The sequence below is a fragment of the Bradyrhizobium sp. Ash2021 genome (assembly GCF_031202265.1).
Taxonomy (GTDB): Bacteria; Pseudomonadota; Alphaproteobacteria; order Rhizobiales; family Xanthobacteraceae; genus Bradyrhizobium.
In genome coordinates, this window is record NZ_CP100604.1 from 8,383,604 (window position 1) to 8,407,829 (window position 24,226).

The 24,226-nt window shown below is 63.0% G+C and carries 21 protein-coding genes, 1 other RNA gene and 1 pseudogene; 11 read left to right on the forward strand and 12 right to left on the reverse strand.

All coding sequences use genetic code 11. The features are described from left to right. Positions 1–73: 73 nt before the first annotated feature. From ruvB to NL528_RS40400, 4 genes are all read right to left on the reverse strand, one after another. Complete coding sequence (gene ruvB / locus NL528_RS40385) at positions 74–1,123, reverse strand: Holliday junction branch migration DNA helicase RuvB (RefSeq protein WP_309179895.1); 1,050 nt, start codon at positions 1,121–1,123, stop codon at positions 74–76. Next, a complete protein-coding gene (gene ruvA, locus NL528_RS40390; RefSeq protein WP_309179896.1) occupies positions 1,120–1,737 on the reverse strand; it encodes a Holliday junction branch migration protein RuvA in 618 nt (205 codons plus the stop codon). The genes ruvB and ruvA overlap by 4 nt, the downstream gene beginning before the upstream one ends. Continuing rightward, a complete protein-coding gene (ruvC, locus tag NL528_RS40395) occupies positions 1,734–2,261 on the reverse strand; it encodes a crossover junction endodeoxyribonuclease RuvC (RefSeq protein ID WP_309179897.1) in 528 nt (175 codons plus the stop codon). The genes ruvA and ruvC overlap by 4 nt, the downstream gene beginning before the upstream one ends. 94 nt (positions 2,262–2,355) lie before the next feature. Further along, positions 2,356–3,102: a YebC/PmpR family DNA-binding transcriptional regulator gene (locus NL528_RS40400; RefSeq protein WP_309179898.1), complete on the reverse strand. Its 747-nt coding sequence runs from the start codon at positions 3,100–3,102 to the stop codon at positions 2,356–2,358. A gap of 201 nt (positions 3,103–3,303) precedes the next feature. On the opposite strand from NL528_RS40400, the gene NL528_RS40405 reads away from it, so the two are divergent. The 5 genes from NL528_RS40405 to NL528_RS40425 all read left to right on the forward strand — a co-directional run bounded on the left by NL528_RS40405 (position 3,304) and on the right by NL528_RS40425 (position 8,536). Continuing rightward, the gene (locus NL528_RS40405) at positions 3,304–5,064 is read left to right on the forward strand and encodes a methyl-accepting chemotaxis protein (RefSeq protein ID WP_309179899.1); all 1,761 of its coding nucleotides are present in this window, start codon (positions 3,304–3,306) and stop codon (positions 5,062–5,064) included. Between the two features lie 28 nt (positions 5,065–5,092). Next, on the forward strand, positions 5,093–6,613 hold the full coding sequence (locus NL528_RS40410; protein ID WP_309179900.1) for a methyl-accepting chemotaxis protein: 1,521 nt from the start codon (positions 5,093–5,095) through the stop codon (positions 6,611–6,613). After that, complete coding sequence (locus tag NL528_RS40415) at positions 6,610–7,182, forward strand: septation protein IspZ (protein ID WP_309179902.1); 573 nt, start codon at positions 6,610–6,612, stop codon at positions 7,180–7,182. The genes NL528_RS40410 and NL528_RS40415 overlap by 4 nt, the downstream gene beginning before the upstream one ends. Before the next feature lie 203 nt (positions 7,183–7,385). After that, positions 7,386–7,643 (forward strand): hypothetical protein, encoded by a 258-nt coding sequence (locus NL528_RS40420; protein WP_309179903.1) that lies wholly within the window; start codon positions 7,386–7,388, stop codon positions 7,641–7,643. A gap of 122 nt (positions 7,644–7,765) precedes the next feature. Then, complete coding sequence (locus NL528_RS40425; protein ID WP_309179904.1) at positions 7,766–8,536, forward strand: adenosylhopane nucleosidase; 771 nt, start codon at positions 7,766–7,768, stop codon at positions 8,534–8,536. A gap of 96 nt (positions 8,537–8,632) precedes the next feature. On the opposite strand, the gene NL528_RS40430 is transcribed toward NL528_RS40425, so the two are convergent. Both NL528_RS40430 and NL528_RS40435 read right to left on the reverse strand, forming a co-directional pair. Beyond that, complete coding sequence (locus tag NL528_RS40430; RefSeq protein WP_309179905.1) at positions 8,633–9,337, reverse strand: nucleoside deaminase; 705 nt, start codon at positions 9,335–9,337, stop codon at positions 8,633–8,635. A gap of 465 nt (positions 9,338–9,802) precedes the next feature. After that, positions 9,803–9,925: pseudogene (locus NL528_RS40435) on the reverse strand (carboxymuconolactone decarboxylase family protein); the annotation flags it as partial. Positions 9,926–10,284: 359 nt separating this feature from the next. On the opposite strand from NL528_RS40435, the gene NL528_RS40440 reads away from it, so the two are divergent. Together NL528_RS40440 and NL528_RS40445 are read left to right on the forward strand one after the other, a co-directional pair. Beyond that, the gene (locus NL528_RS40440) at positions 10,285–11,481 is read left to right on the forward strand and encodes a serine hydrolase domain-containing protein (RefSeq protein WP_309179906.1); all 1,197 of its coding nucleotides are present in this window, start codon (positions 10,285–10,287) and stop codon (positions 11,479–11,481) included. A gap of 201 nt (positions 11,482–11,682) precedes the next feature. Further along, the gene (locus tag NL528_RS40445; RefSeq protein WP_309185204.1) at positions 11,683–13,368 is read left to right on the forward strand and encodes an NAD(P)/FAD-dependent oxidoreductase; all 1,686 of its coding nucleotides are present in this window, start codon (positions 11,683–11,685) and stop codon (positions 13,366–13,368) included. 367 nt (positions 13,369–13,735) lie between these two features. On the opposite strand, the gene NL528_RS40450 is transcribed toward NL528_RS40445, so the two are convergent. The 6 genes from NL528_RS40450 to NL528_RS40475 form a co-directional block, all read right to left on the reverse strand. After that, positions 13,736–15,511, reverse strand: a complete 1,776-nt coding sequence (locus tag NL528_RS40450; protein WP_309179907.1) for an adenylate/guanylate cyclase domain-containing protein — start codon at positions 15,509–15,511, stop codon at positions 13,736–13,738. A 65-nt stretch (positions 15,512–15,576) separates the two neighbouring features. After that, entirely contained in the window at positions 15,577–16,401 is an 825-nt protein-coding gene (locus NL528_RS40455; protein WP_309179908.1) for a TIGR00282 family metallophosphoesterase, read from the reverse strand. A gap of 3 nt (positions 16,402–16,404) precedes the next feature. Further along, on the reverse strand, positions 16,405–16,980 hold the full coding sequence (locus tag NL528_RS40460; protein WP_309179909.1) for a 5-formyltetrahydrofolate cyclo-ligase: 576 nt from the start codon (positions 16,978–16,980) through the stop codon (positions 16,405–16,407). A 158-nt stretch (positions 16,981–17,138) separates the two neighbouring features. Then, positions 17,139–17,299: non-coding RNA, 6S RNA (ssrS, locus tag NL528_RS40465), on the reverse strand. Between the two features lie 208 nt (positions 17,300–17,507). Beyond that, positions 17,508–17,891: a cell division protein ZapA gene (locus NL528_RS40470; RefSeq protein WP_309179910.1), complete on the reverse strand. Its 384-nt coding sequence runs from the start codon at positions 17,889–17,891 to the stop codon at positions 17,508–17,510. Then, positions 17,888–18,208 (reverse strand): DUF4164 domain-containing protein, encoded by a 321-nt coding sequence (locus tag NL528_RS40475; RefSeq protein WP_309179911.1) that lies wholly within the window; start codon positions 18,206–18,208, stop codon positions 17,888–17,890. The genes NL528_RS40470 and NL528_RS40475 overlap by 4 nt, the downstream gene beginning before the upstream one ends. 317 nt (positions 18,209–18,525) lie before the next feature. Here NL528_RS40475 and tkt point away from each other — a divergent pair, with 317 nt between their 5' ends. The 4 genes from tkt (at position 18,526) to fba (ending at position 24,157) form a co-directional block, all read left to right on the forward strand. Then, positions 18,526–20,511, forward strand: a complete 1,986-nt coding sequence (gene tkt, locus NL528_RS40480; protein ID WP_309179912.1) for a transketolase — start codon at positions 18,526–18,528, stop codon at positions 20,509–20,511. 139 nt (positions 20,512–20,650) lie between these two features. Continuing rightward, positions 20,651–21,658 (forward strand): type I glyceraldehyde-3-phosphate dehydrogenase, encoded by a 1,008-nt coding sequence (gene gap, locus NL528_RS40485; RefSeq protein ID WP_309179913.1) that lies wholly within the window; start codon positions 20,651–20,653, stop codon positions 21,656–21,658. Between the two features lie 122 nt (positions 21,659–21,780). Next, positions 21,781–22,977: a phosphoglycerate kinase gene (locus NL528_RS40490; protein WP_309179914.1), complete on the forward strand. Its 1,197-nt coding sequence runs from the start codon at positions 21,781–21,783 to the stop codon at positions 22,975–22,977. 112 nt (positions 22,978–23,089) lie between these two features. Beyond that, the gene (gene fba, locus NL528_RS40495) at positions 23,090–24,157 is read left to right on the forward strand and encodes a class II fructose-bisphosphate aldolase (protein WP_074273139.1); all 1,068 of its coding nucleotides are present in this window, start codon (positions 23,090–23,092) and stop codon (positions 24,155–24,157) included. The last annotated feature ends 69 nt before the right edge of the window (positions 24,158–24,226 follow it).

The window sequence follows — 24,226 nt, forward strand, 5'->3', positions numbered from 1 at the left end:
GTCAGACCGCGCCCGAAGCCGGACTGCGCGAAGCCAGTGGCAACACGCGGTCGCGGGTCAATGGCGCCAGCCGTCACTCTTCTTCGCTGCCGTTGCTGAACAAACCGAACTGCGCCGGATCGCGCGCGGGCTCGGCGAGGCCGAGATGGCGGAACGCATGCGAGGTCAACAGCCGGCCGCGCGGGGTGCGCTGCAGATAGCCGCACTGGATCAAGAACGGCTCGATGATGTCCTCGATCGCGTCGCGCGGCTCGGACAAAGCCGCCGCCATGGTTTCGACGCCGACCGGGCCGCCGCCATAGTTCATCGCGATGGTGGTGAGGTAGCGCCGGTCCATGGCATCGAGGCCGGCGGCATCGACCTCGAGCGCGCTCAGCGCATGGTCGGCGATGGCGCGATCGATCGAGCTGGCGTCCGCGGCGGAGGCAAAATCCCGCACCCGGCGCAGCAGGCGGCCGGCGATGCGCGGCGTGCCGCGGGCGCGGCGCGCGATCTCGTTGGCGCCGTCCGCCGTCATGCCGATATTGAGCACGCGGGCGCCGCGGGTGACGATCCTCTCCAGCTCTTCCTCGGTATAAAAATTCAGGCGCACCGGAATGCCAAAGCGGTCGCGCAATGGATTGGTGAGCAGGCCCGCGCGCGTGGTGGCGCCGACCAGGGTGAATTTGGCGAGGTCGATCTTGACCGAGCGCGCCGCCGGTCCTTCGCCGATGATGAGGTCGAGCTGAAAATCCTCCATCGCGGGATACAGCACTTCCTCGACCGCCGGGCTGAGGCGATGGATTTCATCGATGAACAGCACGTCACGCTCTTCGAGATTGGTCAGCAGTGCGGCGAGATCGCCGGCCTTGGCAATCACCGGGCCGGAAGTGGCGCGAAAACCGACGCCGAGTTCGCGCGCGACGATCTGCGCCAGCGTGGTCTTGCCGAGGCCGGGCGGGCCGACGAACAACACGTGATCCAGTGCCTCGCCGCGTTTGCGCGCGGCCTCGATGAAGATCGAAAGATTGGCGCGCGCCTGCGCCTGGCCGACGAATTCGGACAGCAATTGCGGGCGCAGCGCGGTGTCGCCGACATCGTCGCTGCGGCGCTCGGGGGTGACGATGCGGGAGGGGGGAGTCACTTCGACAATTCCTTCAGCCCGAGCCGAATGAGTTGCGCGGTTTCCGCCTTCTCGCCGGCGCTGCGCGAGGCGGCGGCGATGGCGGCGGCCGCCTGCGGCTGGCCATAGCCGAGATTGACCAGCGCCGAGATCGCGTCGGTGACCGGGCGCGGCGCGCGGTCATTGTCGAGCGCGCCGCTCAGATGCACCAGCGCCGGATCGACACTGGCAAACGCCGGTGCCTTGTCCTTCAATTCGGTGACGATGCGCTCGGCCACTTTCGGCCCGACGCCCGGCGTGCGCACCACCGCGGCCTTGTCGCGCAGCGCGATCGCGTTCGCAAGATCCGCCGGCGGCAGCGTGGAGAGCACGGCGAGCGCGACCTTGGCGCCGACGCCCTGCACGGTCTGCAACAGCCGGAACCATTCGCGCTCCATGTCGCTGCGAAAGCCGAATAGCTTGATCTGATCCTCGCGCACATAGGTCTCGATCGACAGCACCGCCGCCTCGCCCGGCGCCGGCAGCGCCTGCAACGTACGCGATGAACAATGCACCTGGTAGCCGACGCCGCCGACATCGAGGATGACATAATCCTCGCCGTAGCTGTCGATGAGGCCCTTGAGCTTGCCGATCATAGCCCGGCCACCTTCAACCGCAGCGATGCGCTCTGGCGGTGATGCGCGTGCGTAATGGCAATCGCCAGCGCGTCGGCGGCGTCGGCGGATTTCGGTTCGGCCTTCGGCAGCAATATCTTCAGCATCACCACAATCTGGTTCTTGTCGGCGTGGCCGGCGCCGACCACGGTCTTCTTGACCTGGTTGGGTGCATATTCCGCAACCGAGATGCCGAACATCGCCGGCGCCAACATAGCAACCCCGCGCGCCTGGCCGAGTTTCAGCGTGGCGACGCCGTCCTTGTTGACAAAAGTCTGCTCGACTGCGGCCTCGGCCGGCTTGAAATCGCCGAGCACCGCCGCAAGCCCCTCATGGATCGCCAACAGCCGGCTTGCCAGCGGCAGATTGTCCGGCGGCTCCACCGAGCCGCAGCCGATGAAGATCAGCCGGTTGCCCTCGGTCTCGATCACGCCCCAGCCGGTGCGGCGCAGGCCGGGGTCGATGCCGATGATCCGGACGGGATGGCGAATCGGTGGGGATGTCATGGCGTAGTGATAACGCCAGAGGCGGGTGAACGAAACATAAACAGAGCGTCATCCCCTGCCCGGGTGCCGTCATCCCCTGCTCGTGGCGTGGCGCTCACCCGCCCATCTTCGCCATCAGCGCGTCCGACACCTCGAAATTGGCGTAGACGTTCTGCACGTCGTCATGTTCGTTCAACAGATCGATCAGCTTCAACAGCTTCTCGCCGGTCTCGTCGTCGACCGCGACCGTGTTGTGCGGTTTCCAGGTCAGCGCCGCCTTGCGGGCTTCGCCGAATTTCGCCTCCAGCGCCTTGGCCACTTCGCGGAAGGTTTCCTGCGAGGCATAGATTTCGTGGCCGCTCGCGCTCGAGATCACGTCGTCGGCGCCGGCCTCGATCGCCGCGTCCAGCATCGCATCGTCGGAGGCCACGCTTGAATCATATTCGATGATGCCGGTGTGATCGAACATGAAGGCCACCGAACCGGTTTCGCCGAGATTGCCGCCGGATTTGGTGAAGTAGGAGCGGATGTCGGAGGCGGCGCGGTTGCGGTTGTCGGTCAGGGCTTCGACGATCACGGCGACGCCGCCGGGGCCATACCCCTCGTAGCGCATTTCGTCATAATGTTCGCCGCCAGTGCCGGTCGCCTTCTTGATGGCGCGCTCAATCGAGTCCTTCGACATGTTTTCCTGGCGGGCAGAGATGATCGCCGCGCGCAGCCGCGCGTTCATTGCCGGATCGGGCTGGCCCATCTTGGCCGCGACCGTGATTTCCCGCGCCAATTTGCCGAAAAGCTTCGACTTCTGGGCATCCTGCCGGCCCTTGCGGTGCATGATGTTCTTGAATTGGGAATGGCCGGCCATGCTTGGTCTCTTGGATTCGTCCGGGGGAATTTGGGGGTGAAAGCGCGGCCTTATAAGCCGGTGACCGGCCAAAATCAAAGATTTGGCGCTATTTTGGGTATGAAAGTAGTGCCGCCTGCTGGAATGTGAGGCAGTTGTTAACCATGACTTCATGCCCGGATGAGAGGATATCCCACCCAATTTCAACTTTTAAGAGTTCCCATGGCGTTCGGTTTGTTTCGAAAGCGAGTGCCGGAACCGGCTGCGCCTGCCGTCGAACCCAAGGTTCCGGCAAGCGCCGCCGTGGCCGACGCAGCCGCCTCCTCCGAGAGTGATTCGGCCAAGGAAATCCTCGAACTGCTGGAACTCGAACTCGGCGCCATGATCCGCCAGCTCGAGCGCGCGGCCGGTTCGGTCGCCAGCGGCGCCGAAGCGACCGCGGCGACGCTGTCCACCATCCGCCAGCGTACCGACGCCCTCACCGGCCGCACCAGCGCCGCGCAGTCCACGGCGACGACATTCTCGCAGGCCGCCGACAAATTCACCCATTCGGCACAGGGCATAGGAGCGCAGGTACGCGACGCCGGCAAGCTCGCGGATCTCGCCAGCGACGCCGCCCGCGAAGCCAGCGCCAATGTGGATCGCTTAAGGGAGTCCTCCGCCGCCATCGGCAATGTCGTCAATCTGATTGCACAGATTGCGCGGCAAACCACGCTGCTGGCGCTCAACTCCACCATCGAGGCAGCGCGCGCCGGCGACGCCGGCCGCGGCTTTGCCGTGGTCGCCACCGAGGTCAAGGCGCTCGCGGTGCAGACCCAGCACGCCACCGAGGAAATCACCAAAAAGATCGAAGCGCTGCAGAAGGATGCCGCGGGTTCGGTCGATGCGGTGCATCGGATTTCGCAGGCGATCGAGGCGATCCGGCCGGTATTCGAGAACGTCAACGGCGCTGTGGCCGAGCAGAACCAGACCACCGGCGAAATGTCCGAGAACGCCGCCTCCGCTTCCCATTTCATCGTCTCGGTCGGCGACAGCGCCACCGAGATCGGCAGCGCGACCAAGGAAGCCGAGGCGCATGGCGAGAACGTCGCCAAAGCGGGCCAGGCGGTCACGACGTTCGCGCAGAAGCTCAAATCGCGCTGCGCCGTGCTGCTGCGCCAGGGCGAGCGGACGGACCACCGCAAGGGCGAAAAGCTGCCCTGCAACCTCAAGATCGAAATCCAGACCGCGCGCGGCCCGATCAGTGCGCCGGTCTATGAGATTTCCATGGAAGGCATCCTGGTCTGCGGCCCCGCTGCCGACGGCCTGCCGCAACACCAGAGCCTCAGTGCGACGCTGCAGGACATCGGCGCCTGCAGGATTCGGATCGGCGAACGCACCAACGCGGGCGCGCAGGCACGGTTCGAGGCGCCGAATGCCGAGCTCAGCGAAAAGATCGAAGACAAATTGTGGTCGATCCGCGACGAGAACACCGAATTCGTCACCCGCGCTATGGAAGCCGGCGCAGCGCTGACCAGGATCTTCGAAAGCGGGGTCGCAAGCGGCGCCATCTCCATCGAAGACATGTTCGATACCGACTATGTCGAGATCGCAGGCACCAACCCGGTCCAGCATCGCAGCAAGATTCTGGACTGGGCGGATGGTACGCTGCCACCGTTCCAGGAAGCCTTCCTTGCCAGGGATCCGCGCATGGCGTTCTGCGTGATGATCGATCGCAATGGCTACCTGCCGGTGCACAACAAGATCTACTCGCACCCGCAGCGCCCCGGCGACGTCGCCTTCAACACCGCCAACAGCCGCAACCGCCGCATCTTCAACGACACGGCGGGCCTGGCCGCCGGCCGCAATCAGCGTACCTATCTGATCCAGAGCTATGCCCGCGACATGGGCAACGGCAAGACCGTCATGATGCGCGAGATCGACGTCCCGGTCCGCGTCAACGGCCGCCACTGGGGTGGCTTCCGCACCGCGTACCGGCTGTGACCCGCATTTCAATGAAGGGGATGCCGTGATGCCGGCAGCTCAGAGTTCGGAACTGAATCACGCCCAGGCCGCGCCGTCGGCCAGCGAGCGCCTGGTCGACCAGCTTGCCAACCGGATCGGCGGCCTCGGGGTCGAACTTGCCGACGTCGCCGGCAACCTCCAGGAAGTTGCGGGCCGTGTCTCCGGCCAATCCGACCGGTTCGGCCAGTTGCAGAAAACCGCCGAGACCATGGTCTCCGCCAATCACGGCATCGCCAGCGCCTCGCAGGCGGTGCAGTCGGCCGCCACGGCCGCGGTCGGAGAAATCACCCAGTCGCGCACCGTGGTGGAGACCGCGGTCCAGCACATCGCCGAACTGATCGAGGCGGTCGGCCGTATCGAGCATCGCCTGAGTTCAGTCGGCAGCGCGCTGTCCGAAGTCTCAAAAGTATCCGGATCGATCGAGGCGATCGCGCGGCAAACCAATTTGCTGGCGCTGAACGCCACCATCGAGGCCGCGCGCGCAGGCGCGGCGGGAAGAGGATTTGCGGTCGTCGCCAGCGAGGTGAAGAATCTCGCCGAAGCGACCCGGCAGGCGACCCATCTGATCGACGATACCGTTCGCGACCTCGATGGCCAGGTCAACAGCCTGATCGGCGAGAGCGGCGAGGCCTCGCTCCGGGCCAAGAATGCCGGCGAAGGCGCGGCGCAGATCCAAGGCATCATCGCCCGCGTCCAGAATGGCTTTACGGCGGTCGGGAGCGAGATCGACGGCGTCGCCAAGGCGGCCACCTCCAATCTCTCACACTGCGACAAGGTCATCGACGAGCTCGGCAACCTTGCCAAGGGCGTCGATCTCTCATCGACCGAGTTGAAGCATGCCGACGACCGGGTCGCCAAGCTGCTCGATATCTCGGAAGGGCTGATCGCCCTCATTGCCGACAGCGGCGTGGAGACCTCGGATGCGCCATTGATCCGTGTCGTGATCGATACGGCGAAGCAAATCTCGGCCGCCTTCGAAAGCGCGATCGCGCGCGGCGAGATCACCCTCGATCAGTTGATGGACGAGAAATACCGCGAAATCGCCGGTAGCGATCCGAAACAATACATGACGGACTACGTCACCTTCACCGACCGCGTCCTGCCGGCGATCCAGGATCCAATTCAAAAATGCGATCCGAGAATCGTGTTTTGTGTCGCATGGGCCAAAGGCGGCTATCTGCCGACCCATAATCCGAACTATCGCCATCCGCAGAGGCCGGACCTGGTCTGGAACAACGCGAACTGCCGCTACCGGCGGCTGTTCAGCGATCGCGCGGTGAAGAAAGTGGCGGCGAACACCAGGCCGTTTTTGCTGCAAACCTACCGGCGCGACATGGGTGGCGGCAATTTCGTGCTGATGAAGGATCTGTCGTCGCCGATCGTCATCCGCGGCCGCCATTGGGGCGCCTTCCGCATGGGCTTCGGCAGTCCTGAGCAGCCGGCCGATCGCGCCGGCGAAGCTTCTCGTCGGAATGCAATCCGGGGTGTAACAATTACCGGGCCCGTGACGGAGTTGAACAGCCCATGAAACACCTGCTCGATGCCGGGAAACTGCTGCTGCTCGACATGGCGTCGACGTTGTTTTTCCTGGTCGTCTACCTCACGACAGGGAACGTCACCCTGGCGGTCGTGCTCGGCATGGCGCTGGGTGCAGCCCAGATCGGCTGGCAGTTTCTGCGCCAGAAGCCGATCGACACCATGCAGTGGATGAGCCTGTTCCTGGTGTTGGGCGCGGGCGCCGCCACGCTGATCACCCGCGACCCGCGCTTCGTGATGATCAAGCCGACCGTGATCTACACCGTCGTCGGCATCGTGATGCTCAGGCCCGGATGGATCAACCGCTATCTGCCGCCGGTCGCGATCGAAATGGTGCCGGATATCGCCTTCATCTTCGGCTACGTCTGGGCCGGCCTGATGTTCTTTTCCGCCGGCCTGAACCTGATCGTGGCCCTCAACTATAGCGTGGCGACCTGGTCGGTGTTCATGTCGATCTACGGCATCGTCAGCAAGCTTGTCCTGTTCCTGATCGGCTTTGCCACCATGCGCACCATCGGCGTGCGCCGCCGCCGCGCCCAAATGATCGCTGCCGCTTCCTGACGGCGAAGCGCTCGGCGCTAGCGCATGGTCCACGAACCGCCGCCGATTTCAGCTAGGGCGTGAACCCATAAATCCAGAGTGGTCGGCGGACGTCCGCTTTAGTGTGCATTCCGGACTCACGTCGGACGTCGCGTGAGGTCCGAAAAATGCCAACAACGGACCCATGCACTGCAGCAAGGCACACTCGAGATCACGATGGCAGCATGAAATTCGTCGAGCGGCAACCCTTCGCCGATCCCGATGCCGCCGCGCGCAGGATCGTCGAGACCGCCAACGGCGTCGAAGCGGTGCAGGATGGCCGTATCTTCATCGAACGCGTCAATGAGCCATTTCTGGCGGCTGCCGGCAGTGGCGAGCAGTTCCGCGCCGGTATCGAGCGCGCCGTCGCTCTCGGCTGGCTGTGGCGGCACGAGAGCGGCACTTACCTGAAAATCACCGAGAGGGCGGCGCTGTTTGCCTGATCCACGATTAGTGACCGCGAAAGCACACCCGCATAGATTTCGCAGAAACGCACAGCCCGCAAGTTACCTTCTTTGGGATCGCAAGCTAAATCTAGAGACACTTTCGTTTCAGAAGGCCTGCGATGACCCTGCTTGTGACCGTAAAAGAGGCAGAGGAGGATCAGACTGGCGCCCCCGACATGAAGGCTGTGATCGCCGTTGTTGGACTTGCAATTGAGGCCAGAATAGCCGGGACGGCAGCGATGATCGCTGATGGTGACCGGACCGCCTTTCTTCTACGTGACGCCATCCGACAGGGTGTGCGCGGCGTTATAAGCTTCGGCGTATGCGGCGGGCTAGATCCGAAGCTCCGACCGGGTAAGGTTGTTATCGCTTCGTCGGTGTTTGCCGGGAAAGGTGAAGCTTATCCAAGTGACCTCCTCTGGGCCGAGGAGCTCCTTCGGATGATCCCGGGCTCTGGCTACTCTCCGATTGCTGGAGTGGCTTCCCCCATCACAAGTTTTGAGCAGAGACGGGACTTCCATGCCACCACCGGGGCTGTCGCGGCCGATATGGAGTCGCAAATCGTGGCACGAATTGCTGCCGAATTCAGAATTCCCTTTGCTGCTTGTCGCGTTGTTCTAAACCCTGCCCATCGAATACTTCCGAGAGCAGCGCTCATAAACATCGGACCCGCAGGTAAGCCTGGACTGCGTAAAATTGGAGGTTCAGTTCTTAAAGATCCACGGCAACTTCCCAGTCTTAGCCGGCCAGCTGTTGACGCTGTTATTGCGGTGCTGGCCTTGCGCAGTGCCAAACAACGGCTTGGAACTCACCTCGGTTTCCCGCACCTGCGTTCACGCCGGCCATTGAACTGCCTGATTCCTTCAGCGCCCGCTGCGTATCCGATGTAGGCAAGGAATCGAAGCAAAGCCGTCTCGGCGGCGTTGGAATTCCGCTCTCGCCGTAACAGGGATAGACGAATGCGAAGGGCGACGTCGCGAGCGCGCTCACGAGTCGGACTCCGGGTCGAGCTTCGGGATTGGCCGCGAACCCGCGCGCGAGTGCAGGAACGCCTTGCTCACCAAAAGGGCCGGCGCAGCTAAAAAGGCGGCCAAGGCGGTCCACGAAATCATGGGCCGTGGCGCGGCCGCATGGCGCTCAGGCAGAACCGCCGCCGATCCAAAGCAACCTCTTCGTTTCATGAAGCGCCAGACGAGCGGGTTCCACTGCCTCCAGACCTGCTCAGCCTGCGCTGACAACAGGCCGGAGACGATTTCCGGTGGTGGTCCAAAAACCTCAGGCAGTTTGTTCGATAAATCGTCGTCCTTGAGCACGTCCCATTTCGAATATCCTCCCATCACAGGAGAGGAAAGCGCGAACACCACCCGACCAATCCGCGCCTCTCTTGCAGGAAACGAACACATCGGGCAGGGCTCAACGATCGAATACAAGGTACAATCCTGCAGACGCTTTCGTTTCAGGACCTTTTGTGCTTCGGAAAGCGCCACGACCTCCGCGTGTCGCGTCACGTCGCTCTCCGATGAAACGCAATTTGTTGCCTCGGCAATGACGTGTCCTCGAGAAACGATTACGGCGCCGAACGGCAGCTCTCCTTTCTTCGCTCCATGTTGAGCGAGTTCAAGGCATCGCTTCATCATTTGCAAATCTTGAAGGTAAGTTTCCGGCCTGCTCATAAGCGTCAGCTGATCCATCCGAATTAACGAGCAGTCCCCTCTGGCTGCTCACGCTTGGAAACTGCTGATTCGTCTAACTCATTGATCACCGAGGGGTGGTCAGAGGGGTGAATGACCAGAAAGTCCTTCGGACTTGCGGCGGCCATTTCCCCAAACGCACGTGCTATTTAACAGCAGGTAAACGATTGGTTCCGTTGATCTAGATCAAGAGCGCAGACCTCTAACGCCTAAAAGCAACGGCCTCACGGGTTGAGACACCCAAACCACCGCCGCTTCAACTGCGGCGTACGACCACTTGGCCCGCCGCATCAACGTCATGACGTCTTGGCATTTTTTCAGAAGCTGCCGCCACGGTGGCACCAAAGTGAGCCCTCTTGGATCACCTCGTCGACTCGGGCGGCAGCGTCGGCGGCACAGTGAGGCCGAGCGCCTCTGCGGTTTTTCTGGTTCGAGAATGAATTTCGTGTTCAGAAAACTGCTGGGTCAGGCAGCAACGTCCAGCTGCACTCGAAATTCTTCAAAGGCTGAAATGGCGTCCGCCGCGTACATCCGCGACGGCCCGCCGCCCATATAGATGGTCATGCCGAGGGTTTCCTCCACCTCCCGTGACTACTTCAAGGCCGGCAAACATCGAGTGTCAGCATCGCTGACATGCCTCAGCAAAAAAAGTCGGCACTTTCGATGACAAACGCAAATGCGTAGCCGCGTGCAAGAATTCGTTCTAGTCTTCCCAACGCTCGGTCGAGCGTTCGAGACTGACCTAGAGCCAGATCATGATCAAAACGCCAACCACGATTGCCGCTAAGGTCGCAGTGGGATTTTCGCTTGCGCAACGGGCGTTCGGATAGTCGGACTGGAGCCCTACTGAACAGCTGACCATGGTTGACATCGTTCTACGCGAACCGCCCGCAGTCTGTGGAGAAGACAGGATCAGAACTGGCGAATTTCAAACGGGAGGAACGGCAATGGCTGACAACTTGAGAGGCGCATGTGACGGGATCTTGCAAAAAGTCGTGAGTGGCAAGCCCCGCGTTCCCGGCGTGGTGGCGATGATCACCAGCCGCTCGGCCAATATCTATGAAGGAGCCGCCGGCGAGCGTGTTCTTGGCGGGCAGGCAATGACGACCGACACTGTGTTCGCCATCTACTCAACCACGAAAGCGATCACCGGCACGGCCGTTATGCAATGCGTCGAGGAAGGCAAGCTCGACCTGGACGCCCCTGCCAAAACTTACGTCCCCGACATCGGCAAGCTCGAAGTGCTCGACGGATTTGGCGCCGACGGGACGCCGAAGCTGCGGGCGCCGAAGCGAGACATCACCACCCGGATGCTGATGCTGCATACCGCCGGCCTCGGCTACGACTTCTTCAACGCCAGCTATTTCCGCCTCGCGCAGGAGCGCGGTCAGCCGAGCGTAATCACCTGCTCGAAGGCATCCCTGATGACACCGCTGCTGTTCGATCCCGGTGACAAATGGGAATATGGCAGCAACATTGATTGGTGCGGCCAGGTCGTCGAGAGCATACGCGGCAAGCGCCTCGGCGAGGTGATGAAGGAGCGGATCTTCGCGCCGCTCGGGATGGAGGACACCGCCTTCTCGCTGACTCCTTCGATGCGGGCGCGTCTCGCCGTCATCCATCAGCGCGGGGCCGACGGGTCGCTGACCCCGCTTCCCGATATGCAATTGCCGCCTGATCCGGAAGTCGACATGGGCGGCCACGGACTCCACGCCTCGATCGGCGAGTACATGAAATTCATCCGCATGTGGCTGAACGATGGAACTGGGCCGCATGGCCGGGTGCTCAAGAAGGAGACTGTCGAGGCCGCGGTACGCAACGGCCTGCAAGCGCACCAGACGGTCACGATGCTGCCCGGCGTCATTCCGGCCCTGTCGAACGATGCCGAGTTCTTCCCCGGCCTGAAGAAATCCTGGTCTTACACCTTCATGGTCAACGACGAGGATGCGCCGACCGGCCGGCCGGCCGGGGCGCTCGGCTGGGCCGGTCTCCCCAACCTGTTCTTCTGGATCGACCGGAAGAACGGCTTCGGAGGATATTGGGCGACGCAGATCCTGCCGTTCGGCGACCCGACTTCATTCGGTGGCTACCTGGAGTTCGAGACGACTGCCTATGCGACGGGTGAGGCGCGCGCGGCGGCGTAATGCTGGCGAGCGCCTTGTTGTGCCACGGCGCCTCCCGGGTTTTCGAAATTGAACGGATCGAGGGGCGTCGCGAGCGCGTGCATTGCGATGTTGCCGGCGGACGTCGGCCTGTCATTGGCGCAGGCTGGCCGGGGCCGGCGCATTGGCGACAGGACAACTGACCAAAGATGCAGGGAGAAGGCTCAAAACAGGAGGTGTGTCATGACGAATGTGCAAGGCGAGTTACAAAGGGCTGGCGCGAAAACGGAGTTCGATGCCGTCATCGTCGGCGCCGGATTTTCCGGCATGTACATGCTGCATTCGCTGCGCGACAAGCTCGACCTGAATGTTACCGTGTTCGAGGCCGGCGACGGAGTCGGCGGCACCTGGTACTGGAATCGCTATCCCGGCGCACGCTGTGACTCCGACAGCTACATCTACTGCTACACGTTCGACAAGAACCTGTTGCAGGAATGGAACTGGTCCGAGCGCTATCCTGAACAGGACGAGATCCTGCGCTACCTCGAGCACTGCGCCGAGCGCTTCGACCTTAAGCCCGACATCCAGTTCGGCAAGCGCGTCATCGAGGTCGTCTTCGACGATGATACCGAGCTTTGGACGGTGCGCACGAACAAAGGCGACGTGGTCAGGGCTCGCTTCGTCATCGCCGCGGTCGGCGCCTTGTCCGCCGCCAACATGCCGCCATTCAAGGGCTTGGAGTCATTCAAGGGCAAGTGCTACCACACCAGTCAATGGCCGCACGACGGCGTCGACTTCACCGCCAAGCGGGTCGGCGTCATTGGCACGGGCGCTACCGGAGTGCAGGCGATTCCGGAAATCGCGCAGCAGGCCAAGCACCTGACGGTGTTCCAGCGCACGCCGGCCTTCTGCGTGCCGGCGCGCAACGGCCGTGTCGACCCCGAAGTCACAAGGGCGCGCAAGGCCGGCTACGACGATATCCGCCAGCGCATCAAGAACTCGTTCTTCGGCTTCGAGCTGAACTTCATCCCGAAGTCGGTGCTCGATACTACGCCCGAGGAGCGAGAGCAGGAGTTCGACAGGATGTGGGAGGTCGGCGGCTTTCCCTTCTGGCTGGCCAACTACCAGGACATGTTCTTTTCCAAGGAGGCGAACGATATCATCGCCGACTACCTCAAGAGGAAGATCCGCGCGACGGTCAACGACCCGGTGGTCGCCGAGAAACTGACCCCGAAGACCTATCCCTACGGCACCAAGCGCCAACCGCTGGACACCAACTACTTCGAGACCTTCAACAAGAAGAACGTGCTGCTGGTGGATGCGAGCATCGACGGCCCGATCGAGGAGATCACGCCGAACGGGATTCGCGCGGGCGGCAAGGAATACCCGCTCGACATTATCGTCGTCGCCACCGGCTTCGACGCGCTGACCGGCTCGCTGAAGAACCTCGGCATCAAGGGCCGCGGCGGCAGGGTGCTGGCGCAAGAGTGGGAGGACGGCCCGCAGACTTATCTCGGCCTTGCCACAGCCGGCTACCCGAACCTGTTCACGATCACCGGCCCGCAGAGTCCCTCGGTGCTGTCGAACGTGCCGGTGTCGATCGAACAGCACGTCGAGTGGATTACCGGATGCATCGCCCATATGCGCAGAAACAAGCTTGCAACGATCGAGGCGACCCCGCAGGCGCAAGACGCGTGGGCCGACCATGTCTCCGAGGTGGTGAACGGTACCTTGTTGCCGGGCGCCAATTCCTGGTACATGGGCGCCAACATCGCCGGCAAGGCGCGCCGCTTCTTGCCCTATCTCGGCCCGGAAGGCGTCGGCGGCTACCGCAGGAAGTGCGCGGAGGTCGCCGAGAAGGGCTACGACGGGTTCGTGTTCGTGAGCGAAGGCCAGCGCGGGACCGTGCACACAGTTGCGGCCGAATAAACTTGACGAAGCTTGACCGGCGGTTGCGTTCAACGGCGCGACTCCCGGCATAGCAGGCGTGGAAGCGCTCGATTTCCGGGGCACACGTTGAGGACGGAGAAGCTCAAGGGTTCGCGCGCCCATAACCACATGGTCGCCTCGATAACCGCTTGGGGTCATTCGCGTCGATTTTGGCATGTCCGCGGCATGTCCGGTTGAGCCGGCCGGGTAATCTCGGAAATGCCGGTTGTCCGGTTTTGCAGGTTGAAGACATCAGCTTGGACCTGATTCAAGCGCCCAAACCGGGGCCTGGAGCGGCAGCCCAGGGCGCGGGGTTTTGGGTTGCAACCGGGATGCCTGCCGATCCGGCAAAAATGGCGGACGTCGCCTACTCCGGCAAACCCGCGTCGCGAAGTGCGGCAGCGATTTGATCCCGCCGCTCGGGCCAGCGGACGGGAAATGCCTCGCTGGCGTGAGAGACGCGAAAGCCGGGCTGCAGCTTCAAAACCCGGCTGATCGCCTTGTTCGCCTCCTCCTTGCGTCCGATGCGGACAGCGTTCATGGCGAAGGTCAACAGCGAATGCGCGTTGGCATCGAACTGCATCGATTTCATCGCCGCCGCGCAGCCATCCTCGTGGCGCGAGAGACAGAAAAATGCATGCGACGAACCGTTCCAGGCGCTTAATCGCAGCGGGTCCAGCGGACTCAGCCGGATCATGTGGTCGAAGCTCTCGATCGCGCGTTCGGCCTCGTCGCACAGCAGATAGACAAAGCCGCGCGAATACCATGCGATGGCAAGATTTGGATTGAGCGCGACCGCCTGTTCCACCATGGCTACGCCGCGTTCATACTCCTGTCCCAGATAGGTCAGTACGTGGCCGGCTGTCGCCAGCACATACGGATCCTCCTCGGCCAGTCTCGCCGCCAGCCGTGCATGCCGGATCGCCTCGGCGCGGGCATCGGCTTTTAGCGGCATGCCATAGATGGCCTGCCGCGCCATCCACATCCAGGCCACCATGGCGTGGGCCATGGCATATTCCGGGTCTCGCTCGATCGCCTTCCTGAACAACTCATGCGTTTCGAGCGGCGAGGACCGCTGATGCAGCAGCGCCATGCCGCGCAGGTAGAAATCGTAGCTGTCGAGCTTCTCGGTAGGCTTTTGTCGCGCCCGTTCGAACTCGGCCTGCTCGAGTCTGGGGGCGATCAATCCCACCACACTGGCGGCGACCTGGTCCTGCAGGCCGAACACGTCCTCGAACCCGCCTTCGAACCTGTCCGCCCAGATATGATTGCCGGTCGCAGTCTCGATCAGCTGGCCGGAAATGCGAACCCGGTTGCCTACCCGGCGGACGCTTCCCTCGAGCACGTAGCGCACCCCGAGTTCACGCCCAACCTGCTTGATATCGACGGATTTTCCCTTGTAGGCGAAACTCGAATTGCGCGCGATCACGAACAGCGACTTGAACCGCGACAGCGCGGTGATGATCTCCTCAACCATGCCGTCGGCGAAATATTCCTGCTCGGGATCGGCGCTCATGTTATCGAACGGCAGCACCGCGATCGATGGCCGATCGGGAAGCGCCAGCGGCTGGCTGGGCGCGGCGGGATTTATCGCGGGCGCCGATGTGCGCTCCTCGCCAATCCGGATATGCCATACCCGCATCGGCTCGGCGATGTTCTTCAGATTTTGCGAACCCATGTCGTCGAAGGTGACATGGACCTTGCCGCGGACCTGGCGTTGCGTGTCATCGGAGATGCAGATGCCGCCGGGCTCCGAGATCTGCAGAAGACGCGCGGCGATATTGACGCCGTCGCCGAATATATCGTCGGCTTCGATCATCACGTCGCCGAGGTGAATGCCGATGCGGAATTTGATTCTGACATCCTGCGGCAGGGCGGCGTTCTGTTCCGCCATACTGCGTTGCACTTCGATCGCGCAGCGCGCCGCGTCGACGGCGCTTGGGAATTCGACCAGCATTTCGTCACCGGCAGTCTTGACGACGCGGCCGCGATGCGTGGCGACGGCGGGACCGATCAATGTTCGCTGGAGCCTCTTGAGATCGGCCCGCGCCCGCTCCGCATCGAAGCGCATCAAACGAGCGTAGTCGGCGACATCCGCCACCACCACTGCCGCCAATCGTCGTTCCACGCGCTCGCTGGCCAAAGCAAAGGTTCCTCAGGATCAAACGATCTTCCCCGCCGCATCAAAGCATGGCGGCGGGATGCAGGCTAGCTCATCCAAAATCCCGGCGTCGCCGGTTCCAGCCTGCCGCCGGCCCGCACCGGCGCGATTCGCAGCGCCAGCCCGGTGGCATCGTCGGTTTCGACCGCGACGCCGCTCAGTGTTGCAACGCCGAAGGCCGGCTCGAAACGGCCCGATGAAATGCCGGTCGTGAAGCGGTGCAGCGGCTCTTCCTTCTGCATGCCGATGATCGAATCGTAATCGCCGGTCATGCCGGCATCGGTCATATAGGCGGTGCCGCCCGGCAGCACCTGATGATCGGCGGTCGGGACATGGGTGTGGGTGCCGACCACGAGGCTGGCGCGGCCGTCGCAGAAGAATCCCATGCCCTGCTTCTCGCTGGACGCCTCGCCGTGGAAATCGACCACGATGGCATCGGCCGCCTCGCGCAACGGACAGGCCTCGAGCTCGCGGCCGACCGCGTTGAAGGGATCGTTGAGCGGCTCCATGAAGACGCGACCCATGGCGTTGATGACCAGCGCGCGTTTGCCGTTCTTGGTGTCGATCAGGGCGGCACCCCGGCCCGGCGTATGGCGCGGAAAATTCAGCGGCCGGATCAGGCGCGGCGCGCGCTCGATGAAGACCAGCGCTTCCTTCTGGTTCCAGGCGTGATTGCCGAGCGTGATCGCATCGGCCCCGGCGTCGAGGAAATCCTGGTAGATCGCCTCGGTGATGCCGAACCCTCCGGCGGAATTCTCCCCATTGACGATGACGAGATCGAGCGACCAGTCACGGACCATGCCGGGCAGATGCTCCGAGATAGCGGTGCGGCCGGTCTTGCCGACGACGTCACCGATAAAGAGAATTCGCAAAATTCAGCTCCGGAAATCGAACACTTTCTTTTCGGTTAGCACATAATCCAGCGCTACGTCGTGCGGCAGCGCCGGGACAGCCTTAATTTGCTGTGCGGAAAATCCGATGCCGACGGCCGTGATGGCCTTCATCTTGCGCAAATGTGCGAGCGTGTAGTCGTAATGTCCGGCGCCATAACCAATGCGGTGCCCCAGGGGATCGAACGCCGCCAGCGGCACCAGCATGATGTCGGGAACGGCCTCGGCGGCGGCCGGCGACGGCTCGAGAATACCGAGCGGCCCGAGCATCAGCCGGTCGTCGGGCGACCACGCACGAAACGCCAGCGACTTGCCGCGCGCCAAAACCGCCGGCAGCGCCAGCTTCGCCCCCTGTTCGGCGAGCCTTCGCATCAACGGTGCCGGATCGATCTCGCTGCGGATCGGCGAGTATCCGGAGACGATCATCCCTGAAGCGATTTCGAACGGCAGCCCGCGTCTGGCGATGGCTTCCGCCGCGGCGGCGCGTTGCTCGTCGCTCAATGCATCGCGCTTTGCCAGCGCAATGGCACGAAGCTCTGCTTTGGATGAACTTCCCGACATGCAGCGTTCTATTCCACCGTCGTTGCCCGCCAATGGGTCGGCCGAATGGCCGCCCGATGACAGACTCCGGCGGGCGATCCCGGATTGCAGGTTCGTTCGTCTTCAGATTGCGATGCCGGTAGTGTACGGCTCGACGCAGAAATCAACAGAAACAAAAGTGCGAAGCCGCAGAGGCCGTTGAAGCACTCGATCCCGGAGTTCCCTACGAAAGTAGGTGGGCACCATATGACCGGATCCACGGACCCGGCCAGGGACAGTTCCCTAAAGGATCGATAAGGCCCCGGGGATATATGGCTCCTGACGCGCAACGCAGCTTCGCCCGGCCAATGTAGCTACGATAGGGGCCATACGCCAGCGGTAAGGATCGGCCAAAGCACAGGAATAGCGCGATATATCTCCCCGCCGTCATTGCGAGGAGCACTTGCGACGAAGCAATCCATACTTGCTTTGTTGCACCATGGATTGCTTCGCTTCGCTCGCAATGACGGTGAGAGAAAAGCGGCCTCCCCCCAAAGCGGACAGGTCTCCTACCCGATCGCGACGCCGCCCCCAATCGTGCGGTTCAGCACCTGCGTGGTCTTTTCGATGCGGTCGGCGGCCGCATTGAGCGCATTGGCGACCGCGACCTGCGTCGTCCGGGCGCGATCCGCGGCGGCGATACGAACATTGCGCAAGGCATCGAGCTCTTCCTCGAGGCTGCGGATGCGATGGCTGGCGTCGAGCAGTTCATCGCACACAGTCAAGGCCGCCATCACCACGAGCCGCGCATCGCCGATTTCGCCGAATTTGCCGCGCAGGCTGTCGATGCGCGATTCCAGACTCTCGGCGAGCTTGAGCAGCCGCACCTCCTGGCCTTCCTCGCAGGCCATGCGGTATTGCCGGCCATTGATGGTGACGTTGATGTGACTCATGATCCCTCTCCGGCATCGAGAACGGCACGGATGGTGCCGATCGCCGCATCCAGCTTTTCGGCGATCTCGCGATTGGTGCGCTCCAGCCGCCGCGACTTCACCAGCGAGCCGTCGAGTTCGTCGGCCAGCCGCGAGCGATCCGCGCCGAGCGCCTGGATCCGGCTCGCCAGCTCGTTCTCGTCGCGGTCCGCTTCGCGCCGCCGCTCGGCCGCACTTTCCAGCGCGTCAAGTGCCGCCATCAGCCGCCGCGTCGCGGCCTCGATGTCGGCGAAGCTAGGCTCGGCATTGCCGGAGCCGTTGGCGGGACGATCGCTCATGGGTGACAGCGCAGACCTCAGGTCGAGCCAGCCGCACAGCAAAATCCGCGGTTCGGCAAGCGGTTAGGCGGTGAAATTTACGTTGCAAGCGAGGCCAGCGCAACGCCGCCGCAAAGCTATGCACCGGTAGATCAGGATCCCGCTTTTCGAAGCATGCTTTAGGCAACTTTTCCCGCCATAAGCGCGTTTCCTCGCCTTGGACTCAGGGGATTGAGGTGCTATCCAGCCCTGACTTCCCGTAGCCATAACGCTCGTATTGCGGCCTCCCGGCCGGTACGTACCGCAACCAAGCACCTCATTTCAGGCGGATTTTCATCATGACGCAGGTCGATCATACCCGTATGGCCAATGCGATCCGTGGCCTTGCCATGGACGCCGTCGAGAAGGCGAAATCCGGCCATCCCGGCCTGCCGATGGGCGCCGCCGATATCGCGACCGTCTTGTTCACGCAGTTCTTGAAATACGATGCCGCCGAGCCGAACTGGCCGGACCGCGACCGTTTTGTGCTGTCGGCCGGGCACGGCTCGATGCTGCTGTATGCGTTGCTTTATCTCACCGGCAACAAGGACATGACGCTCGACCAGCTCAAGCATTTCCGCCAGCTGGGATCGCTGACCCCGGGGCATCCGGAAAACTTCCACACCAAGGGCATCGAGACCACGACCGGACCGCTCGGCCAGGGCATCGCGACATCGGTCGGCATGGCGCTGGCAGAGAAGATGCTGGCCGCGGAGTTCGGCAAGAAGGTCGTCGGCCATCATACCTATGTGCTCGCCTCCGACGGCGACCTGATGGAGGGCGTGTCGCAGGAGGCGATCGCGATGGCCGGCCACTGGAAGCTCAACAAGCTGATCGTGCTCTATGACGACAACGGCATTTCGATCGACGGCCCGACCTCGATCTCCGACTCCGTCGACCAGGTGAAGCGCTTCAAGTCCGCAGGCTGGGCGGCCGAACTGATCGACGGCCAGGATCAGAAGGCGATTGCGGCCGCGATCACCCGCGCGCAGAAATCCAACAAGCCGTCCTTGATCGCGTGCAAGACCACCATCGGTTATGGCGCCCCGACCCGGGCCGGCACGGCAAAGGCCCATGGCGAGGCGCTCGGCGCCGACGAGCTCAAGGGCGCCAAGGAAAAGCTCGGCATTTCGCTGGAGCCGTTCTCGGTGCCCGACGATGTCTTGAAAGCCTGGCGCGAAGCCGGCAGCCGGGGTGCCGCAGCCCGCACGGCCTGGCAGGCGCAGTTTGAACAATTGGGCAACCGCAAGCGCGCCGAATTCGAGCGCCGGTTGCGGCATGAGCGGCCGGCTTCGCTGGCAAAGGCGCTGAAGGCCCACAAGAAGGCGCTGCTGGAGACGCCGCAGAATATCGCCACCCGCAAATCGTCGGAATCCGCGATCGAGGCGATCGCGGCCGCGATGCCGATGGAGTTTTTGGCGGGCTCCGCCGATCTCACCGGCTCCAACAACAACAAGGCGAAATCGGCGGTGGCGTTTTCCGCCAAGACGCCGAAGGGCCGCTTCATCCATTACGGCATCCGCGAGCACGGCATGGCTGCTGCGATGAACGGCATCTTCCTGCATGGCGGCTTTGCGCCGAACGGCGCTACCTTCCTGGTGTTCACCGACTATGCGCGGCCGGCGATGCGGCTGGCGGCGCTGATGGGCACCGGCGTCGTCTATGTCATGACCCACGATTCGATCGGGCTCGGCGAAGACGGCCCGACGCACCAGCCGGTCGAGCATCTGGCGGCGCTGCGCGCGATTCCCAATATGCGCGTGTTCCGGCCCTGCGACGCCATGGAGACGACCGAGTGCTGGGAACTCGCGCTCAACCGGATCGACGGCCCGACCGTGCTGGCGCTGACGCGTCAGAACCTGCCGCAGCTACGAACCACCGCGCCGTCGGAAAATCCCTGCGGCCACGGCGCCTATGAACTGGTCGCCGCCCAGGGCGAGGCAAAAGTGTCGTTGTTCGCCTCGGGTTCCGAGGTCGAGATCGCGGTGGCGGCCCAGAAGCAACTGGCCGAACGCGGCATCGCGTCGCGGGTGGTGTCGGTGCCCTCGCTCGAATTGCTGCTGGCGCAGCCGGCGGTGCGTCAGAAATCGATCATCGGCGACGCGCCGGTCAAGATCGCGATCGAGGCCGCGGTGCGCTGGGGTTGGGACGCCGTGATCGGCCAGGATGGCGAATTCGTGGGCATGCACGGTTTCGGCGCCAGTGCGCCTGCCAAGGATCTTTACAAGCACTTCGGAATTACCGCCGAGGCTGCGGTTAACGCCGCCCTGAAGCGCTTGGGCTAGTGGTTGAGCTTGCCCGGAAAAAGGACTAGGTAATTTCGATCTTGTCCGTTCTCGCCCGGCCGAACCGGGCGATCCGCCGTCAGCACCTCCGGAGCGCCCCTCCGCGGGGTCGTCATTAGCTATTAAGGGAGAAACGAGCATGGCAATCCGCGTCGCGATCAACGGGTTCGGCCGTATCGGCCGCAATGTGCTGCGTGCCATCGCCGAGTCCGGCCGCAAGGATATCGAGGTGGTCGCGATCAACGATCTCGGCCCGGTCGAGACCAACGCCCATCTCCTGCGCTTCGATTCCGTGCATGGCCGGTTCCCGGGAACCGTGACCGTCGACGGCGACTCGATCAGCCTCGGCAACGGCAAGATCAAGGTCACCGCGCACCGCGATCCGGCGACGCTGCCCTGGAAAGACCTCGGCATCGATATCGCGCTGGAATGCACCGGCATCTTCACCGCCAAGGACAAGGCTTCCGCGCATCTGACCGCCGGCGCCAAGCGCGTGCTGGTCTCGGCGCCCGCCGACAATGCGGACGCGACCATCGTCTATGGCGTCAACCACGACAAACTGACCAGGGATCATCTGGTCGTCTCCAACGGCTCCTGCACCACCAACTGCCTCGCGCCGATCGCAAAAGTCCTGAACGACACCGTCGGCATCGAGACCGGCTTCATGACCACGATCCACGCCTATACCGGCGACCAGCCGACGCTCGATACCCTGCACAAGGATCTCTATCGCGGCCGGGCTGCTGCGATGTCGATGATCCCGACCTCGACCGGTGCCGCCAAGGCGATCGGTCTGGTGCTGCCGGAATTGAAGGGCAAGCTCGACGGCGTCGCGATCCGCGTGCCGACCCCGAACGTCTCGGTGGTCGATCTCAAGATCGTCGCCAAGCGCGCGACCGAGGTGAAGGAAATCAACGAGGCGATGAAGCGCGCTTCCGAGCAGGAGCTGAAGGGCATTCTGGGCTACACCACCGCGCCCAACGTCTCGATCGACTTCAACCACGATCCGCACTCGTCCACCTATCATGTGGACCAGACCAAGGTGCAGAACGGCACGCTGGTGCGGGTGATGGCCTGGTACGACAATGAATGGGGTTTCTCCAACCGCATGGCGGACACCGCCGTGGCGATGGGGAAGCTGCTGTAAATCCCTAGCCTCATGGTTCGAGACGCGCGCAAAGAGCGCGCTCCTCACCATGAGGGAGAAACCTCATCCTGAGGAGCCGCGCACAGCGCGGCGTCTCGAAGGATGAGCAGCGTGAGACCCAGATGTCCAAATCATTCCGCACCCTCGATGACGTCGACGTAAGGGGCAAGCGCGTGCTGCTGCGCGTCGACCTCAACGTTCCCATGGAGAACGGCCGCGTCACCGACGCCACGAGACTCGAGCGCGTCGCGCCGACCATCACCGAAATCTCCGGCAAGGGCGGCAAGGTCATCCTGCTGGCACATTTCGGCCGGCCCAAGGGACGCGATCCCAAGGAATCACTGAAGCCCGTTGCTGACGCGCTTTCACAGGTCATCAAGCAGCCGGTCGCCTTCGCGGAGGATTGCGTTGGTGAAGCCGCCGCCAAGGCCGTCGATGCGATGAAGGATGGCGACATCCTTTGTCTCGAAAACACCCGCTTCCACAAAGAGGAAGAAAAGAACGATCCGGCGTTCGTCGCCGAGCTCGCAAAGCTTGGCGACATCTGGGTCAACGACGCGTTCTCGGCGGCGCACCGCGCGCATGCTTCGACCGAAGGGCTCGGCCACAAGCTGCCGGCCTTTGCCGGCCGCACTATGCAGGCCGAACTCGACGCGCTCGGCAAGGCGCTGGAGGCGCCGACCAAGCCGGTGATTGCGATCATCGGCGGCGCAAAGGTTTCCACCAAGATCGATCTGTTGGAAAACCTCGTCAGCAAGGTCGACGCACTGGTGATCGGCGGCGGCATGGCCAACACCTTCCTGCATGCCCAAGGTGTCGGCGTCGGCAAATCGCTGGCGGAAAAAGATCTCGCAGCCACGGCGCTGCGAATCATGGAAAAGGCCGAGGCCGCCAACTGCGCGATCATCCTGCCGGTGGACGCCGTGGTCGCCTATCATTTCGCGGCCAATTCGCCCTCGCACGCCTATGGGCTGGACGCCATTCCGGCCGACGGCATGATCCTCGATGTCGGCCCGCAATCGATCGCGCGGATCCATGCCGCAATCGACGATGCCGCAACGCTGGTCTGGAACGGCCCGCTCGGGGCGTTCGAAATGACCCCGTTCGACCGCGGCACCGTGGTGGCGGCCAAGCATGCAGCCGAGCGGACCAAGGCGAAGAAGCTGGTCTCGGTCGCCGGCGGCGGCGACACCGTCGCGGCGCTGAACCAGGCCGGCGTGGCCGGCGATTTTTCCTATGTTTCGACCGCAGGTGGTGCGTTTCTTGAATGGATGGAAGGCAAACCGTTGCCCGGCGTCGAAGTTCTAAAATTACGCTAGCAGAGCGTTTTCAAGCGAAGTGGGCACCGGTTCGCGGCGAGAAAACGCGTCAAAACAAAGAGATTTGACCAGATCGAGCGCCCAGGGCGCTGCAAAGACAGGGAGAATTCAGATGGCTCGGATCACGTTGCGGCAATTGCTCGACCACGCGGCAGAGCACGATTACGGCGTACCGGCCTTCAACATCAACAATATGGAGCAGGCGCTCGCCATCATGGACGCCGCCTCCTCGCTCGACGCTCCCGTCATCATCCAGGCCTCGCGCGGCGCGCGCTCCTACGCCAACGACATCATGCTCAAACACATGATGGATGCGGTCACCGAGATCTATCCGCAAATTCCGGTCTGCGTGCATCTCGACCACGGCAACGGGCCCGACACCTGCATGACCGCAATCCAGGCCGGCTTCACCTCGGTCATGATGGACGGCTCGCTGAAGGCCGACGGCAAGAGCCCGGCCGACTGGAACTACAATGTCGGCGTCACCAAGACGGTGACCGATATGGCCCATCTCGGCGGCATCTCGGTCGAAGGCGAACTCGGCGTGCTCGGTTCGCTGGAAACCGGCATGGGCGACAAGGAAGACGGCCACGGCGCCGAAGGCAAATTGTCCCACGACCAGCTGCTGACCAATCCCGACGAAGCCGTAAAATTCGTCCGGGAGACAAAGGTCGACGCGCTGGCGATCGCGATGGGCACCTCGCACGGCGCCTACAAATTCACCCGCAAGCCGGACGGCGATATCCTCGCCATGAACGTGATCGAGGAGATTCACCGCAAGCTGCCGAACACGCATCTGGTCATGCACGGCTCCTCCTCGGTGCCGCAGGATCTGCAGGAGATCATCAACGCCAATGGCGGCAAGATGAAGCCGACCTGGGGCGTGCCGGTCTCCGAGATCCAGCGCGGCATCAAGAACGGCGTCCGCAAGATCAACATCGACACCGACAACCGGATGGCGATGACGGGGCAGATCCGCAAAGTCCTGAAAGACAATCCGGAAGAGTTCGACCCGCGCAAATATCTCAAGCCGGCGATGGAAGCGATGGCCAAGCTGTGCAAGCAGCGGCTGCAGGAATTCAACACCGCGGGGCAAGCCGGCAAGATCAAGAAGGTGCTGACGACGGCCGAAATGGCCAGGCGCTACAGCAAGGGCGAACTTGATCCGAGAGTAGCCTGACCCCGCGCCATTGCGCCGCGGGGGCCGCCGGCCGCGACGAACGTTTTCTAGGCAATTGCCCGAGAACCG